Annotated in this window: 16 protein-coding genes and 1 pseudogene; 1 reads left to right on the top strand and 16 read right to left on the bottom strand. The window is 41.9% G+C overall.

All coding sequences use genetic code 11. The features are described 5' to 3' along the window. The first annotated feature begins 37 nt into the window (after positions 1 to 37). The gene (locus QUB10_RS07055) at positions 38 to 988 is read left to right on the top strand and encodes an NAD-dependent epimerase/dehydratase family protein (protein WP_333200771.1); all 951 of its coding nucleotides are present in this window, start codon (positions 38 to 40) and stop codon (positions 986 to 988) included. 124 nt (positions 989 to 1,112) lie between these two features. Here the strand turns inward: QUB10_RS07055 and QUB10_RS07050 are convergent, their stop codons facing one another. The 16 genes and pseudogenes from QUB10_RS07050 to QUB10_RS06975 all read right to left on the bottom strand — a co-directional run bounded on the left by QUB10_RS07050 (position 1,113) and on the right by QUB10_RS06975 (position 16,411). Further along, the gene (locus QUB10_RS07050; protein WP_333200769.1) at positions 1,113 to 3,011 is read right to left on the bottom strand and encodes an Npun_R2821/Npun_R2822 family protein; all 1,899 of its coding nucleotides are present in this window, start codon (positions 3,009 to 3,011) and stop codon (positions 1,113 to 1,115) included. Between the two features lie 43 nt (positions 3,012 to 3,054). Then, a complete protein-coding gene (locus tag QUB10_RS07045; RefSeq protein WP_333200767.1) occupies positions 3,055 to 3,363 on the bottom strand; it encodes a hypothetical protein in 309 nt (102 codons plus the stop codon). A 12-nt stretch (positions 3,364 to 3,375) separates the two neighbouring features. Further along, positions 3,376 to 4,248 carry an Npun_R2821/Npun_R2822 family protein gene (locus QUB10_RS07040; RefSeq protein ID WP_333200765.1) on the bottom strand — a complete coding sequence of 291 codons (873 nt, stop codon included), beginning with the start codon at positions 4,246 to 4,248 and terminating at the stop codon, positions 3,376 to 3,378. Next, on the bottom strand, positions 4,245 to 5,219 hold the full coding sequence (locus QUB10_RS07035; protein ID WP_333200763.1) for an Npun_R2821/Npun_R2822 family protein: 975 nt from the start codon (positions 5,217 to 5,219) through the stop codon (positions 4,245 to 4,247). Before QUB10_RS07035 ends, QUB10_RS07040 begins: the two co-directional genes overlap by 4 nt. Before the next feature lie 107 nt (positions 5,220 to 5,326). Then, the gene (locus QUB10_RS07030) at positions 5,327 to 6,442 is read right to left on the bottom strand and encodes a formylglycine-generating enzyme family protein (protein ID WP_333154097.1); all 1,116 of its coding nucleotides are present in this window, start codon (positions 6,440 to 6,442) and stop codon (positions 5,327 to 5,329) included. Between the two features lie 11 nt (positions 6,443 to 6,453). Further along, complete coding sequence (locus QUB10_RS07025) at positions 6,454 to 7,404, bottom strand: glycosyltransferase family 10 domain-containing protein (protein WP_333200761.1); 951 nt, start codon at positions 7,402 to 7,404, stop codon at positions 6,454 to 6,456. Positions 7,405 to 7,547: 143 nt separating this feature from the next. After that, the gene (locus QUB10_RS07020; RefSeq protein ID WP_333200760.1) at positions 7,548 to 8,789 is read right to left on the bottom strand and encodes a glycosyltransferase family 4 protein; all 1,242 of its coding nucleotides are present in this window, start codon (positions 8,787 to 8,789) and stop codon (positions 7,548 to 7,550) included. Between the two features lie 61 nt (positions 8,790 to 8,850). After that, positions 8,851 to 10,866, bottom strand: coding sequence for an ABC transporter ATP-binding protein (locus QUB10_RS07015; protein ID WP_333200758.1), 2,016 nt, complete (start codon positions 10,864 to 10,866; stop codon positions 8,851 to 8,853). A 92-nt stretch (positions 10,867 to 10,958) separates the two neighbouring features. Further along, positions 10,959 to 12,110, bottom strand: coding sequence for a glycosyltransferase family 4 protein (locus tag QUB10_RS07010; protein WP_333200756.1), 1,152 nt, complete (start codon positions 12,108 to 12,110; stop codon positions 10,959 to 10,961). A gap of 280 nt (positions 12,111 to 12,390) precedes the next feature. After that, complete coding sequence (locus tag QUB10_RS07005) at positions 12,391 to 13,227, bottom strand: hypothetical protein (protein WP_333200754.1); 837 nt, start codon at positions 13,225 to 13,227, stop codon at positions 12,391 to 12,393. A gap of 24 nt (positions 13,228 to 13,251) precedes the next feature. Then, positions 13,252 to 14,181 (bottom strand): alpha-1,2-fucosyltransferase, encoded by a 930-nt coding sequence (locus tag QUB10_RS07000; RefSeq protein ID WP_333200752.1) that lies wholly within the window; start codon positions 14,179 to 14,181, stop codon positions 13,252 to 13,254. Positions 14,182 to 14,278: 97 nt separating this feature from the next. Next, a pseudogene (gene galE, locus QUB10_RS06995) lies at positions 14,279 to 14,914 on the bottom strand (UDP-glucose 4-epimerase GalE); the annotation flags it as partial. Then, positions 14,821 to 15,105, bottom strand: coding sequence for a hypothetical protein (locus QUB10_RS06990; RefSeq protein ID WP_333200750.1), 285 nt, complete (start codon positions 15,103 to 15,105; stop codon positions 14,821 to 14,823). The gene QUB10_RS06990 and the pseudogene galE, both read right to left, overlap by 94 nt. Before the next feature lie 39 nt (positions 15,106 to 15,144). After that, a complete protein-coding gene (locus tag QUB10_RS06985) occupies positions 15,145 to 15,549 on the bottom strand; it encodes a hypothetical protein (protein WP_333200749.1) in 405 nt (134 codons plus the stop codon). 317 nt (positions 15,550 to 15,866) lie between these two features. Next, complete coding sequence (locus tag QUB10_RS06980) at positions 15,867 to 16,130, bottom strand: hypothetical protein (protein WP_333200747.1); 264 nt, start codon at positions 16,128 to 16,130, stop codon at positions 15,867 to 15,869. Further along, positions 16,088 to 16,411, bottom strand: coding sequence for a hypothetical protein (locus QUB10_RS06975; RefSeq protein ID WP_333200745.1), 324 nt, complete (start codon positions 16,409 to 16,411; stop codon positions 16,088 to 16,090). The genes QUB10_RS06980 and QUB10_RS06975 overlap by 43 nt, the downstream gene beginning before the upstream one ends. Between the last annotated feature and the right edge of the window lie 3 nt (positions 16,412 to 16,414).

Here is a 16,414-nt window from a genome sequence, read left to right as displayed (position 1 = left end):
TTAAATCTAAAATCTAAAATCTAAAATCTAAAATCTAATGAGTATTGTTATTGTTACGGGTGCGGCGGGATTTATTGGCTCTAACTTAGTAGAAACTCTTTTAAATCGAGGGGACACTGTGATCGGTGTTGATGAGTTCAACGATTATTACGATCCGGAGATCAAGCGCAAGAATATTGCACGATTTGAAAAGTATCCTGGTTTTGAATTGGTGGAAGGCGATATTGTGTCTCTAAATTGGCGATCGCTTTTATCCGATGCTAAGGTAATATTTCATCAGGCGGCGCAAGCGGGAGTTCGTGCTAGCTGGGGCGACGGTTTTCGCAGCTATACCGATCGCAATATTAACAGCACTCAAGTATTATTAGAAGCAGCCAAAAATGCGCCAAAATTGAAAAAGTTTGTCTATGCTTCTTCTTCTTCTATTTACGGCAATGCTGAATCTTTTCCCACGAATGAAAACGCTTGTCCGCAGCCGGTTTCTCCCTACGGAATTACGAAATTAGCCGGTGAACGTTTGTGCGGACTTTATTACAAAAATTTTGGTCTTCCGACTACTTCGCTGCGCTATTTTACCGTTTACGGGCCCAGACAGCGCCCCGATATGGCTTTTCACAAGTTTTTTAAGTCGATTTTGTTTGACGAGGCAATTTCAATTTTCGGCGACGGATTGCAAACGCGGGATTTTACGTTTATCAGCGATTGCGTGGCGGCGAATTTAGCGGCGGCTGAGGTTGCGGAAGCTGCGGGGGAAGTTTTTAATATTGGTGGGGGAAGTCGGGTAGTTTTAAAAGAAGTTATTGATACAATACAAAGGATTGTCGATCGACCTATTCGGATAGATTTTACCGAAGCTGCGAGGGGAGACGCGCGGCACACTAGCGCGGATGTGTCTAAAGCCCAGAAAATCTTAGGTTATCAGCCGCAGGTTGCTTTAGAAGAAGGTTTAAGGCGCGAATGGGAGTGGATTCAGTCTGTGTACGGTTAGAGTACAGTTAGATGCTATCTATCCCAGAAATTCCGCAACTTAAATTGAACATTGTTGATTTTTTGAATTCGCCAACTTGTGAGATTTCTCTGCCAGCGAAATGCTGCGATTATATCATTATTTTTTAGGAAAAATCGCACTTTTTGTGAGTAGTAATGGCTTCGATAATTTTATTCAAAACTTTTTTAGAATCAGTCATTGTACTTAGCCAATAACTGCCTGAATGTAGCCGATGATAATAACTTAAATTACTCACAGCATACAAGCTGGCGCCACTTTTTAACCACAAATAATTGAAAGCGGCGACATCGGAAGCTTGCACGCAAATATCTTGATTATCCTCGGCACAATCCAGGTATTTCTGTACATTGACGAAGTAGTTTCCATCATTAATAAAATTGCGAAATAATTTAGGATTGGGATTATTTAGAATTAATTCTCGTGCTTTTTCAAGATTGATTTCTGTATCAGAAAATAATTTAAAGTTAAAGTAGGGATTTGCGGATGTCGGACAGTAAATTAGGTTGGGATTCCATGCAGTTATGTGGTAGAGTCTATCGACATAAGTTTCGCTCAAGGCATTGTCAGAGTCAAGAATAATTGCCCACTCATTTTTGCAGTGGGAAATCGCCATAATTTTGCTTTTATACGCACCAAAATTTTGCTCACCTCTGCGGATAGAAATCTTAGGTGACAAGTTTGCTATATTTGCTTGCATCCTAGAAAACTCTTCGGGAGAGGAAGCATCATCGTAAATAATAATATCATCAATCCGATCGTCATACAAAGCATTGCACAATGCCCCTACAACCAAACTAGAACGGTTAAAATGGGTAATAGCTAGAGATATTTTACTTCTGTTGGCCACAGACGGACGCCGAATTGAAGTTAAGCGAACGCCTAGAAGGCTTGTCCGCAAGTCCATCATAATTTTGTAATACTGTTGGTAAACTTTATTTTCGAGTTGTAAACTGCGAATTTTTCTGCCAGCTTTTCGGAAAATATTCATTTCTGTATTTGCCAATCTATACCTAAAGTTGATATTTTTTTGCCTGACAAAGGTTTTGGCATTTCTGTATCCGCGCACTAGCAAACTTGGGGATGTGAGTTTGGGGCATTTTTCCGGCGACTTCAAATAACGGTAATGCAGAAATACATCTCGGTAGGGAATCTCCACATCTTCACCAGCACACAATCGAGTAAACTTTGCAGCCGAAATACTCATGTAATGCAAATAAGTCAACCGTCGCCCTTTGTCATATAGAACATAATCTATCACATCAAATTGAGAAGACCAATGATTCCCCGTCACCTGTTCGGGTTGAGTATATGCAAAGTTGTAAAAAGATATTTTGCTGCGGGCAACTAAATAGTTAAGTAAAGATTGGTCAGCGCCCCGCAAAGACATAATTTCCGCTTCTCCTGATGTTAATTTTTCTATAAATTGAGAAGCATTATTTCGACTAAAAACCCCTATTTTTGACGCAAACCAACCCGCACAAAAAGTATGAGATTGCAGTTCCTCCAAGTTTAAAACTTGAGGTAATTTGGGGGAGGAAAAATCAAATATATAATTGAGGTCGGATTTGTATTGAAAATCGTTTGCTACCCAATCAAAATCATCGAGTTTTTGATAAATGTAATCTAGAGAACCCATTAACAGAGTGTCTGCGTCAAAATAGATGAATTTATCAAAAGGGCCGTCGAAACAACATAATTTTCGGTGCATCTCCAAACATTGAACAGGTTTCAAACCTTTAGATTGCCAAACTGTTTGAGCTTTTGCATGAGTTTTCCAAACTAGAGTCGCAAAGTCTTCCCAGAAATGGAGGGAATCGGTATTTTCAAACAGGGTGACATGAGGACGAGTTGCAATTTCTACTTGCACTTTTTTCATCCTGTCATCGTAGGGAATGATGCAAATAGGAATATTTTTTGCCCCGTTGACTTCGAGGCTGTTTAATAAAGCGACTAAGTGGTCGAAAACAACATCGTTTGCCAGAATATAAATGCCGTCAGCCATAGTTTTTTAGTTAATAAGTAACCCAGCGCATATATATTGCTTTTTAGGTGCGGGCAAGATGCCCACACCACAAGAAATAAAATTTATTGATTGTGGAACAGGCATCTTGCCTGTTCTTCAAAGCTTGTTGGCTGTCAGAAAAACGCCAAAATTTATGAATTGTGGAACAGGCATCTTGCCTGTTCTTCAAAGCTTGTTGGCTGTCAGAAAAACCCCCGAATTTATGAATTGTGGAACAGGCATCTTGCCTGTTCTTCAAAGCTTGTCTGTTGTCAAAAGCACCCCCAAATTTATGAATTGTGGAACAGGCATCTTGCCTGTTCTGCAAAGCTGGTTGATCATGATACAACATATGATTTTATCCTCAGCTACTGAAAGCCCGAAATATTTTTTGCACTAAATTTGGTGGTTCCTCATTGAGATAACGATAATGTTTCCAAAGTTGCCAATAAGGACTACCCGATTTAATTGGTATTCCCGCCCAGTGAATATATTTTAACCTTTTGCCTTTGTCATAAAGAACATAATCCATTTCTTGAAAATGCTTGGAACCAGCCCAGCTTCCAGGTTCGCTTGGTGAATCTTTAACAAGATTGCAGCGCTTGGCAATCAGCTTAAGAATGATATAATTTAGTATAGGTTGGTCTGTGACATTTTGAGTAAAGTCAAAATATTCTCGATGCTGCGAACATTCTCGCAAAATCTCATACATTTGTGATTCTGTAATAGTTCCTTTTCTGGATGCCCAAAAACCGCTGTTGAATACATCTTGAAGCTGGGAGTCGGTAAAGATATTCTGTTGTTGTACAGCGGGTGAAAATACATTTCGCAGTTTTTCGCTGAGGTGGTGGTAGTCGCAGCAAAAAAAGTCTACTTCTGATAGTTTGTTTAAGTTGGCTGCGATGTCTTCAAAGACGATGATATCGGTATCGATGTACAGAAATTCGTCGAGGGGGCCAAACCAGGTGGCGAGTTTTCGCATTTTGTTGGGGAGGGCTAAAAAGTTGCGATCGAACATTTGGCCAATTTCTCTGGTAAACTGTTCCACAAACTCCAGATTTGGGAACAATCGCACCCCGTGGAGACTGCTGAGGGCAGCTGCGACTTGCTGATAATTGTCGTCGAAGGGAATCAGAAAAACAGGTACTTGACAATTGTACAGACGTATGCTATTTAAAAGGGCGATCGCACTTTCGATCACCTTATCATTCGCAACAATATAAATACCGCGATTCATACATTTATCCTCAACCTTCTCAATACCCTTTTTAACAAATTCGGCGCAGAAACCTCAGTATAAGACTTTGGCGCTTCGGCAAAAATCGGACGCTGGGACGGTTCGCGGAGATAGCGGTAATGCAGGAACAAATCGCGATAGGGAAAGTCAATATTTTCGCCCGCACAAACTCTCCGAATTAAATCCGGCGGCACACCAATATAATGAATGTAAGTAAGTCGGTTTCCCTTGTCGTACAAAATTCTATCTTGCTCTTCAAAATGTTTAGAAGTGACGCTACACCCAGTTTTTTCGCCATCCGGGAGGCTGTAAGCAAAATTATAGCTATTCATCCCCGTTTTCATCACCATATAATTGAGCAACGGCTGTTCTCCCGCACCTTCATACAGCATTTCCGCCTCGCCCGATTGCAGTTGAGCTAACAGCCATTCCCTAGTGTTTTGCTCAAACAATCCTTGCTTGCTGGCATAAAATCCCGAACAAAATATTTCCGAGTCTATCCGATTTTGCTCAAAAACTTCGAGGAGTTTTGGTGACTGAATATTGTATACTTTAGTTGGATCTCGAAATTGAAAATCATAAACCACAAAATCCGATGACTCTAATTTCTGAAAAACCGCATCAAGGGAATTCATCACCAAAGTATCCGCATCCATGTAGATAAATTTTTCAAACGGGCCGTCGAAAGCGCAAAAGCGCCGATGTGCGCCGTAAAGCCGGAATTTTTTGCGGTTCAAACGCTCTGGTGCCGCTGCTTGCATAAATTTATCCCATCGCTGAATTGAGGCGCTATCTTTATAAATAAAGACGTTGGGACGGTTAACAATTTCAGCTTGGATTTGCTCTATTTGGTCGTCGAAAGGATAAATGCAGACGGGAGTATTTGAGCCTAAGATAACTTCAATACTGTTGAGCAAGGCAATTAGTTGGTCGTAAACTGTATCGTTGGCAAGCGTGCAAATTCCATTCATATCTATTAGTCCGCGAAGGCGGACTTTGTTTGTGTAGAAGCGGTTTCAACCGCCGAATCATTTAAAGGGTAAAAGGATAGAAAAGACTCCTCGCGGGAAAACTAGGACTAGGGAGAAACCGACGCTACCGCAACGCGAAACCCCGCGTAGGGCTCGCGAGCGAGTACGAATAGCGAGAACTGATTGGCACTGCGGCAAGAGTACGCCTTGCTGATCCAGGAACCGCCACGCAGCACCCGGCAACCCCCTGTGCAACTTTCCCAGGAACTTCCGTCAGTTGGTGCGCCGTTATAGTTCGAGTGCCACGCAGCGGTGCGATCGCTGCACCACTCCAAAACATTGCCGTGCATATCGTACAGTCCAAAGGCATTGGGAGGAAAAATCCCGACATCGGTTGTTTGGTGGCGGTAAAGTCCTTTGGGGGCGTTTGCGTAGGGTTTGTATCCGTCATAGTTGACTAATTCCGGGGTAATAGTTTCCCCAAAATGAAATGGGGTTGTTGTTCGGGCACGACAGGCGTATTCCCATTCTGCTTCACTCAGGAGGCGATATTTTCTCCCGGTTTTTTGCGATAGTTTGCCACAGAATTCGACGGCCATATCCCACGATACTTTTTCTACAGGACGTTTTTCACCTATGTAATAGGATGGGTTGTTTCCCATCACTGCTTGCCACTGTGCTTGGGTGATGGGATATTTGCCTGCAAAAAAAGCGGGTACTGTTACTTGATGCTGCGGACGTTCGCTATCGGAACTATATTTTTCTGTTGCTGGGGAACCCATCATAAAAGTGTCGCCGGGAATATAAACCATTTCCAGCACAACTCCATTTCCTAAGTCTTCTGCGAAGAAGTGAGCATAATGACGGCGACGACTGTTTTCTTTTCCTTCAGCATCCACTGTTATCACATCGAAGTCAAAAGTAGGAAAATATTTTTGTAACTGCTCTTTTATATTTGGTTCATCTCTATCCTTCAACAGCGAATAGGCTGCAAACTTCACCGCCATTGATTCATCTTGCAGTACCCCAATTATTAAATCTAAACCTGCATCTCCATATTTGATCGCTTCAGACAATGCAGCAATTTTTACCTCAACAATCAGTGAAGCCAAACGACTCTTAACACCCGTAATGCCACCTAAAACAGCAGCACCTATGGGGGGAGGATTTTGACCGCCGAGTACGGCATCGTATTCTCTGGGTTGATTTTGGTTTTCTGTCATTGTGCTATTTCCTAAGATACAAAGTTAGACAGCCAATTGAGCAAGTTCAATTCGTGGAGAATGATTTGTCTGGCTTCAGCAATTTTATCCCTGGCTTCATGCCAATAATCCGCATTAGCCACAACCTCTTGAATAAATTCAACTCCTTTCTCATCCAGACTGGGAAGCCGCAGAAAGCTCCCCGCCGGCAGCAATTTATCCGCCGCAGAACCGCCGTAATAAATTGGCAAACACCAAGCTAACAAAGCATCCCAAAGCTTCTCGCTGACATACCAATCGTTTTCGGCATAATTTTCAATAGCTAAGTTGTAATAGTATGGTGCGACAGCGTGCCATTTATTGTTTACAGTGCCGTTCCCGCGCGCCCAAGTTGGCAAGTTTCGCCCGTAAAGGTCAAAATTTAATTCTCGTTCTTGCAGCAATTTGATAAAGTCTAATCTGTGGCGGTGATTGGCGCTGCGGCTAACACCTGAAGTAATCCAAGAACAGGATTTAGTTTTAGGCGGCGCAGGCATTTCATCTAGTTCTCGAAACGAGTTAGAGTGATACCAAATCGCGGGCATATAATTGGGGTTGGGTGCGAAGTCGTCTGGCCCGGAAATGTAACCGCAGTAAAGTTTGGCTTGTTCGTAGTTGGCTTTGGTAATTTCAATAACTTCTGGTAATGGTGGCTCGCGGATCAGGTAAATTATGCGTTCCTTGGGGACACCGCGCAATTTGTCTCGAATGTCATTTTCTGGAGTTTGGGGGCTTGGACGGCGGATTTTGTCGAGCCAGGATTGCTGTTTTGGCGATCGGGGAAAGTCGAATTGATACATGAGTAAAAAGTCTGGTTCGGGGTGGTTGGCTAGCATTTGAATGTTTCCCCATTTGCCGAAGTTTTGGGGGGTTTGTTGCCACAGCCAGTCGCTTTGGTTCATGCCTGGATAGGTGGTGATTGTGCCGATAAATTTTGGGTTCATTATTAGTAATAAATCTGGTTTTTGCGTGTGGGCGGGGCGGGTTTATGAGATTATTAATTTGAGGCGATGATTGTTGGTAAAACCCGCCCCTACTAATAATAAATGTGGTTTTTGCGTTGGGCAGGGCGGGTTTATGAGATTGTTTATTTGAGGCGATGATTGTTGGTAAAACCCGCCCCTACGGAATTTTGAATTATCGGATATCGCACTGACTCTTCGACATAAACCATAATTTTCTGTAGCCTATTTTCCCAGGAAAATTGCTTGACAAAATCCATCGTCTCTGCATAACCTGCGACCTTCCTGGGATATTTTGTTAAACAAGCTTGAATGCTTTTTGCAAATTCATACGGGTTATCCGGTTCGCACCAAGTAGCAGCGATATTTCCCGATTTAAATTCCATTAAAGATGCAATCTCCGTCGCTACAATCGGAGTTCCTGATGCCATGTAATCAAAGAATTTTAAAGGAGATGTGAACGTCGCGGCCTCTGTCAAACAGTGCGGGTGAGTCAAAACATCGGCTGCTTGCAGCAAGCTAGCAAGTTGATTTTGAGGCAGGTAGCCGAGAAATTTAATGTTGTTAACTTGCTTGGATTTGGCTAATTGCTGGTAGGCTGTTACTTGGGATGAATCACCGCCCGCGATCGCAAATTGAACTCGCGGCAACTCCTTAGCCACATCCACCAACATATCAACACCTTTAAATGGGTAAATTCCGCCTGCATAAACTGCTAAATGCTGTCTGTCATCTTCTAATAATTGCTGTCGCCAATTCTGGGCTGCTTCTGTTTGTCTGGCGAGAAACAAAAGGTTAAAACCGTTGTGCAGCGTAATTACTTTTTCCGGTGGCATCCCATTCAAAATCATGCTGTCTCGCACTGTATCGGCAACAGTTACGGAAATCTGAAACAGAGGATTGCGGACAATTTCTGATTCAAACTGCTTGTTTTCATGGTGATGCTGTTCGTAGATAGCGGGAATTCCGTTTTTAACTGCTGCTTTGACAAAGTTCCAGTCGCGGGTGTGGACAATTTGAGTCGATTTAAGCAGGTGAATCGGTAAGTAGTATTTTGATACTATTGTACTCGAACTCGTCCACTTGCTGTCCCAAAAATCGATCGGCCACGGCATCGGTAAATCTGCTACTTTTAATTTATCTTGAATATTGTAAATTTTGGCAAGTTTGTCATCGGGTTCCCTGGGTTGAAAAGGAAAAAGCCAATCAACCGGATTCAAAGCACTCCAGCCTTTGCGGAGGTATACCAACACTGCTGGATAACCGAGGTTTGCTGCGGCATTGGCAGAGTGTGCAACTTGAACTAAGCTCGCTACATTGGGTTGGGGCAAGATATTTCGGGTAAAAAATACATAATATTTGGACATGGTAATTGGTAGTTAGTAAGTGGTAATTAGTAATTGTTGACTGTTGACTAATGACTAATGACTACTTTTTAACAGCCTGACGCTTAATAGTATTTTCTATAAATTCTAAAGTAGTGAAAATATTAGCAGCAGAGTGAAATGATTCTCGGATTAACTCGTCTCTTTCTTCGGGAGAGTCTACCATTTCATCTACTAGCATTTTGAGGTAAGCTATCATGGGAGTCAGGCGAGTGCGAATTTCGTAAGAACCTCTAATGAGAGCTTCATCGCGAGCGGTTTCTTCGGCAAATTGCACTGAATACAAGCGAGTGTAGTATCCTCCTTTTGCTAGCAATTCTTCGTGGGAACCCATTTCTACTACTTGTCCGCGATCGATCACGGCGATTTTGTGGGCTTTTTGGACTGTGGAGAGGCGGTGGGCGATTACTAAGGTTGTGCGATCGCAACTCAATTTCTCGATCGCCGCTTGCACGTACCTTTCCGAAACCGTATCCAGCGAACTCGTTGCCTCATCTAAAATTAAGATTTCCGGGTTTTGCAGCAGGGCTCTAGCAATTGAAATTCTCTGACGCTGCCCTCCCGATAAAATCACGCCCCGATCGCCAATTTGAGTATCCAACCCCTCCGGCAACAGTTGGATAAACTCATAAGCATTCGCCCCCTTCGCTGCTTCCACAATTTCTTCCTCAGTCGCTTGGGGTCTAGCATAAGCAATATTTTCGCGCACTGAAGCATTAAACAAAAACGTATCTTGGCTAACAATACCCATAGCTTGTCTGAGACTTTTCAAGTCAAATTCGCGCAAATCCCTGCCATCGATCGAGATATTACCTTCAGTAGGATCGTAAAATCTCGGCAGTAAGTCTGCCAAAGTTGACTTACCAGAACCCGAAGTTCCTACCAAAGCCAAAGTAGTGCCATGAGGTAGAAATAAATCAATTCCTTGCAAAACTAAATTTTTGTGGTTAGGATAACTAAAAGATATTTTATTAAAATGAATTCCCGATCGCAAATGAGTGTACGGCACAGGAGCCTGCCCACTAAAAGGCTTCATAAATGGCTTGTCGTCCCGCCTCAAAAAATCATTAACCACCTCTACACTAGCCGACGTATTAGCAAATTGACTGCGCCCGCTATTCAACTGTGAAATTAAAGGAATCAATCGAAACAGTACCAATAAATAGGTTAATAAAATGGTAGCAATAGACTCTATCTCATTCGCAAATATTGTGCGACCTATAAATACAATCAAAATTATAACTATCAAATTAACAACTTCGTTAATTGGGGCGATCGCCGCATAATTTACCTGAGCCTGAAAATCCGCTTGTTCTCGCCTTTGAATTAAATGCTTGATGCGCTGATACTCCCTTTCCTCGTTCCCCGTTGACTTGACCAGCCGAATCCCCGTAATGGTTTCCAGCACCCTAACCGAATAATCTTTCGACATTTCAGAAAGCAGGTGGCCAAAATGCTTGGAACGGTTAATAATATATTGATTGGCCCAAGCAACTAACGCCAGCAAAACTGTAGCTGTCACCGTCAGTTTCCACGAGATCGAAAGTAGCAGACCCACAAAAACCAAAACCGTGATTGAGGTAGTAAACATTCCGATGGCCGTACCAACTGCACTAGCAGTCCGACCAATCTCTCCGCCCAATCTATTAATTAAATCGCCGACTTTAGTTTTAGAGTAAAAATCTAAATCTACTTCTAACAACAACCGCAAACCTGCTTCTCGCAAATCAAAAGTCAAAGATCGCGTCAAAGAAGTAGCTACTAAAGTATTGATATAACTCGCAACATTTTTAAAAAAAATTGCCAGCACAACCGCCCCGGTCATCAACATTAAACGCTGATTTTCGGGCATTCCCTCAAAGGGATACATCAAAGTTTTAATTAGAGATGGAGCGCCGCGCAGCTCGATAGCGTGATCTAAAAAACTTAAAAGCACTGGTACAATCAGAGTAGTGCTGATACCGTTGAATAAAGCGCCAGAAAAACCCAGCATCACGGTTAAGAGAATCCTGCCGGGATATCGTCTGGCAAATTTTAGGAGTAGCTTATTGGCAGACATGAAGCATTCCCAGCTAAACAGTACGGCATCTCAAAATATTCTTTAATAACAGCCAGTTTTTCTTCCTCCCGTGAGTCGGTTTAAAATAACATTTACATACCTGCGATTATATCTGAAAGTATCGGTTTCATTGCTTGAATACTATATTTTTTCACACATCTTTCCCGAGCTTTCATTCCTTGTAAATTAGCCGCTGTCAAATTTTGAAATATCCATTGAATTTTTTGTGAAATTTGAGCGGGAGAACCCGGATCGACTAAATAACCCGTTCCTCCTAAAATTGCTGGAATATCCCCTACTCGCGTAGACAAAACAGGCTTAGCCATTGCCATGCCATCTGTCAGCTTGAGCGGAAACTGAGCCACGGCTGTGAGAGTTTCTCGCTGAGGAACAACGACAACATGAGCCGCCGCTACAACGGACGGCATTGTCTCCACTGGAAACCTTGGCAGTTTAATAATCCAACGCCCCCATTGTTTCACAAGTTTATCATCATAATCATCATAAGGACTCCCACCGACGATCGCTAATTTTAAATCGGGCTCATTTAACTGTTCGAGGGCCATCAAAACATCCTCAACACCTTTGTGAGGTCGCGGTGCCCCCGGAAACATCAGAACTCTATACCCGGACAAGCCGTAACGCTGTCTGCTCAATTCAGGATTGTATTTAGCAGGGTCGAACATTGCAGTATCCTTACCATTAGGCAAATATACACCACCAAAACGCTGTTGTAAAAACTCAGTATCAACGGTGACTGCATCCGCACGGTGAATGAGACTTTCCATCCACTTGAGATAGAGGGGATGATCTGGTTCTCTCAATTGACCGTTGTGTTTAAAAATATCTCGATAAAGTTGTTTGAAAGATGGACGGTATTTCCATTCATCTCCGCCGTACCAGCTCAGTTCCCAGTCGTCTATATCTAAAATTATAAAGTGGCGAGTATCCAGTTTTTTCAGCAGTGATAACCCAAAGCTTGTAGGTTTAGGTTTGACTGCATAAATAATATCCCCATCTATTTTTTTCCAAAGTTTTTGAGCATCCATTAAAAACCCCGGATAATTTTTACCCGGTATCGCACATACCGGGATATCTCTGGGAGGAGTAGCATACAATTCCGTGCCAAACTGAAATCCCACAACTTCTACATCACATTTAAGCTCTATCAAGACTTGAGCTAATAAAAAAGCACGAATTGCACCTCCTCCTGACAAATCGCTCACTACTAATGAAACTTTCACTGAGTATTTTGTTTAAAACATTTGTTTAATTTTCCTGCTTAACCGAGCTTTTGTCAAGGCGATGGGGACTCACGCACTCCCGACCAAAGCAACCGGGTTTTTAACCAGGGCAAAGGGCAGCAACGCGTCTTTTGGTAAAAAAAACACAATGATGAACCCCAGACTGTTATTCCAGCCAGCAATAATTCTTATAGGTAAATTTTCGGATATGTTGAGGCTAATTTTTTTTATTTTGGGCAGAATTTTGTTGCTTTTGATGCAGTTTGCCAACAAACTTTAATTATTTTAAACGCCAGGGATTGTTAAGTTGATTTGGTAAAAATATTTTAGCCATGCGATCGACTATTCTAGTAAAGAGCGATCGCGTCACGTTCTTCGCGTACTGAGGGCGGTAAGGATAAGTGCAGTGCATTACTTTAATCGGTTTGTCGATCCTATAAACATCTTTCCACTTATCCAAGTAGTTGTAAACAGGGGACAAAACTGTCATTTTCGGTTTCACCGATTCCACAGCCGCTGCAAAAGCACCCTGGTCTTTCAATAATAGCACATTTTGATTTGCAACTACGATGTCGAAATATTTCTTAAACTTTATAAACAATTCCTGAGTTTTACTGCTTTTCGTAAAAGCGATAAATCCGCCATTGTATTGAATGCTATTTTCATTTAGCGGCAACCCGACAGACTGCAAAGTTGACAGAATATCCTGCTTGACTCTTAATAAATTTGCCGCTTTAGCAATGGCAGGCTGCACATCTTCCGTCACCAGCAAATCTACTTCATCAAGATAGTCAAAAACTTCATCTATTGGCGACAGCAAACAAATATCACAATCCATATAAATAGTTTTCTCAAAAACAGATTCCCCGTACAAAGCCAGCTTAGCTTGTCGCGACGCCAAAACAGGATTTTCATTAGAAGGTGCAGGTTTCAATATGACATTTCCGAACACCTGAAGTAAAGGATATAAAATTAGAGGTACTCTATCTATTAAAATAATAATCGGTTCCCGGTGAAACTTCCTAACAGACGCCAGAAAATGAACGCAATCCTGGAAAGAGTAAAGACCGGTTAAAATAGTGATAAATCCCTTGACTGCTAATTTATTTGAATTCATTGATTTACGTATTGATTTACTTATTTACCGAGCGTGTGTCCACTCCCAAAAGCTCTCACTCCAGTCATCTCGCTCGTGAAAAATTCCTTGCCATTCATAAAAATGTACAAAATCTTTCAGATTAATTGTTTTATTGACATCGCGGATCATGTAAAGAGGTTTATCTCCATAAAAAGAAGCCCACATAGTATAACTGCTAGGCGGCCCGACAACATAGTCGCATTCAGCCAAAGCATACATATCTTCAATTAAATGACTGCTGCCAAATCCACAGTTAAAACTCTCCAATAAACTCGGATTTTGCGGAACATTAGAACAAATCAAAAACTTGATTATTTTTCCGTCAAATAGCCTTACCACAGAATTCATGACTTCTAAATATTGCTGAGTTGTGTAAAAGTATCTCCCCTTTTGATGCTGAGCATAATCTCCTTGACGGATGTGAATTCCGACGAGCAGATCAGAGTTATTTTTTAAATTCAATATCAAACGATATACATTGATTCTATATCGCTCTAATGGTGCAAAGTATGCTCTAATTGGGTCGGCGTACTTGTGTAAATAGGGGACATCTTCTACAAACCAGCCATCTCGAAATAGCCAGCCTTGAAAAAAAACAATTGAACCGTGCTTGATTTGTTCGATGTCCTGATATTTGAGCCAACTAAAAGGTTGTTTTCGGGTTATTTCTTGCGTTTTGAAAATTTTTTTGTGGCTTAAATACTTAATACAATTATAATATTTGCTTCTGACAAACTTGTTGCCTGCTGCGGTAAAATATGGAGGAGGATAACAACACAAAAAATCCCCGGCGGTTCCCACAAAGAATTCTGCATATTCGTCAAAAGCAGGATTGAGAACAGTCAAATTATGCTCGATCGCCCAAGCAATGAAATTAGCAAAAAGCAGCAGTCGGTTGCCCAGTTGTCCCGATTTAGCAGATATTATTAGCATATTGTATTTTTGGGGCGGGCTGGACGCCCAACCCCTACTCCCCACAAGAATTCAATCAAACTTTGCTGTAATGGTAAGGTGCGCTGCACCTTACAGACTAAGAGTTGTGGCGTTTTTGGTGCCACTGCCAAGCATGGGAGATAATGTTCTCAATGTCGGGATATTCTGGAGACCAGCCCAAGGTTTTGATGGCTTTCTCGCTGCTGCCAGCCAAAGCAGGTGGGTCTCTCGGACGCCGATCGCACTCAACAGCTTTAATCTCTTTTCCCGTCACTTGGCGAGCCGCTTCTATCACCTCTTTCACCGAAAACCCGCCGCCGTTGCCCAAATTAAAGAAATCAGATTTGCCACCATTTAGCAAATATTCTAATCCCAAAATGTGAGCAGATGCCAAATCGTTAACGTGAATGTAATCCCGAATGCAAGTACCGTCAGGAGTCTCGTAATCCGTGCCAAAAATCGCGATCGAATCTCGTTTACCCAAAGCCGCGAACAACACCAGTGGGATCAGGTGAGTTTCAGGATTGTCATCCTCTCCTAACAACCCGTTAGGGTCAGCCCCAGCCGCGTTAAAATAGCGGAAACAAACAGACTTGAAATCATACGCAGCGTCAAAATCCGACAAAATCCGTTCTACCATTAACTTAGTAGCACCGTAGGGATTGATCGGGTTTTGTGGGTGGTCTTCTGTGAGCGGGATTTTCTGCGGTACGCCGTAAGTCGCGCAAAGGGATTGTTAAGTTGATTTGGTAAAAATATTTTAGCCATGCGATCGACTATTCTAGTAAAGAGCGATCGCGTCACGTTCTTCGCGTACTGAGGGCGGTAAGGATAAGTGCAGTGCATTACTTTAATCGGTTTGTCGATCCTATAAACATCTTTCCACTTATCCAAGTAGTTGTAAACCGGGGACAAAGTTGTCATTTTCGGTTTCACCGATTCAACAGCCGCCGCAAAAGCGCCCTAGTCTTTCACTATTAGCACATTTTGATGCGCCACTACCATCTCGAAATATTTCTTAAACTTTATAAACAATTCCTGAGTTTTACTGCTTTTCGTAAAAGCGATAAATCCGCCATTGTATTGAATGCTATTTTCATTTAGCGGCAACCCGACAGACTGCAAAGTTGACAGAATATCCTGCTTAACTCTTAATAAATTTGCTGCTTTAGCAATGGCAGGCTGCACATCTTCTGTTATCAGCAAATCTACTTCATCCAGAAAATCAAACACCTCATCTATTGGCGACAGCAAACAAATATCACAATCCATATAAATAGTTTTCTCAAACAGAGATTCCCCGTACAAAGCCAGCTTAGCTTGTCGCGATGCTAAAACAGGATTTTCGTGTTTCGGTGCGGCCTGCAATCTCACATTTCCGAACACCCAAAGTAAGGGATATAAAAATCGCGGGACTCTATCTATTAAAATAAGAATCGGTTCGCGGTGAAACTTCCTGACAAGCGAATTTCAAAGGTGGTACCCGCCACGTGATTTATCCGTGGAATCAATCCAAAATCTAAAATATAAAATCCTCAAGCCCCCGAGTTTATCTCGCGCAAGTCAATCCAAAATCTAAAATCTAAAATCTAAAATCGAATGACTGAAGCTAGAAAATGTATGCAGTCTTGAAACGAGTACAATCCAATTAAAATGGTGAGAAATCCTCTATCCATATCTTTTATCTAACGATAGTAAAAATCGAAATTTAATAAGGCAATTAACTGTGTTTTTAATAACCGATAGAGATATTGCCAATTCTCAAACTGCAATTTATCCCAAACCTTATCCCAAAAGGTTCTTACTTGATTTTTTTGCCAGTCCCAATGAGCCAAAGAATGCTCCCTAATTTGAGCGAGTTCCTGCCACCCGTCATTACGAATATTCCAGCCAACTTTAGCAGTTGCTAACCCAATGGGATTACCGTCTTTTGTTTTGACTTTTTGCACTTCAAAAAATCTTCCAATCTTTCCCATTCTTGAATAAACTGAATTTCTTTCCCATTGTCTCTCGCAATTACGAACAAGTTTTCGGGAACAAAACTTACATTTTTCAATGGAATTTCTAGCTTTTTTGCTAATTTGTGAATTGCCTCTTTTCTCCCCGGCAATGATTGATTTGGTGGATGTTCTAGAATGGGAATAAACCCTTTACAAGTAATTCCTGGCATCCATTCTCTCTCCGGCACTTTTCCTAGGATTCTTGTATCTGCATCCACAAAAATTGTCACTCG

This window comes from Microcoleus sp. B5-D4 (assembly GCF_036705145.1).
Taxonomy (GTDB): domain Bacteria; phylum Cyanobacteriota; class Cyanobacteriia; order Cyanobacteriales; family Microcoleaceae; genus Microcoleus.
The sequence above is the reverse complement of the archived record's forward strand: the minus strand, read 5'-3'. Positions and strand labels throughout refer to the sequence as shown.

Bases quoted from the DNA above. Each gene is read 5' to 3' on its own strand.
- QUB10_RS07055 (WP_333200771.1), top strand. From the start codon at position 38: ATGAGTATTGTTATTGTTACGGGTGCGGCGGGATTTATTGGCTCTAAC.
- QUB10_RS07050 (WP_333200769.1), bottom strand. From the start codon at position 3,011: ATGGCTGACGGCATTTATATTCTGGCAAACGATGTTGTTTTCGACCAC.
- QUB10_RS07045 (WP_333200767.1), bottom strand. From the start codon at position 3,363: ATGTTGTATCATGATCAACCAGCTTTGCAGAACAGGCAAGATGCCTGT.
- QUB10_RS07040 (WP_333200765.1), bottom strand. From the start codon at position 4,248: ATGAATCGCGGTATTTATATTGTTGCGAATGATAAGGTGATCGAAAGT.
- QUB10_RS07035 (WP_333200763.1), bottom strand. From the start codon at position 5,219: ATGAATGGAATTTGCACGCTTGCCAACGATACAGTTTACGACCAACTA.
- QUB10_RS07030 (WP_333154097.1), bottom strand. From the start codon at position 6,442: ATGACAGAAAACCAAAATCAACCCAGAGAATACGATGCCGTACTCGGC.
- QUB10_RS07025 (WP_333200761.1), bottom strand. From the start codon at position 7,404: ATGAACCCAAAATTTATCGGCACAATCACCACCTATCCAGGCATGAAC.
- QUB10_RS07020 (WP_333200760.1), bottom strand. From the start codon at position 8,789: ATGTCCAAATATTATGTATTTTTTACCCGAAATATCTTGCCCCAACCC.
- QUB10_RS07015 (WP_333200758.1), bottom strand. From the start codon at position 10,866: ATGTCTGCCAATAAGCTACTCCTAAAATTTGCCAGACGATATCCCGGC.
- QUB10_RS07005 (WP_333200754.1), bottom strand. From the start codon at position 13,227: ATGAATTCAAATAAATTAGCAGTCAAGGGATTTATCACTATTTTAACC.
- QUB10_RS07000 (WP_333200752.1), bottom strand. From the start codon at position 14,181: ATGCTAATAATATCTGCTAAATCGGGACAACTGGGCAACCGACTGCTG.
- QUB10_RS06990 (WP_333200750.1), bottom strand. From the start codon at position 15,105: ATGACAACTTTGTCCCCGGTTTACAACTACTTGGATAAGTGGAAAGAT.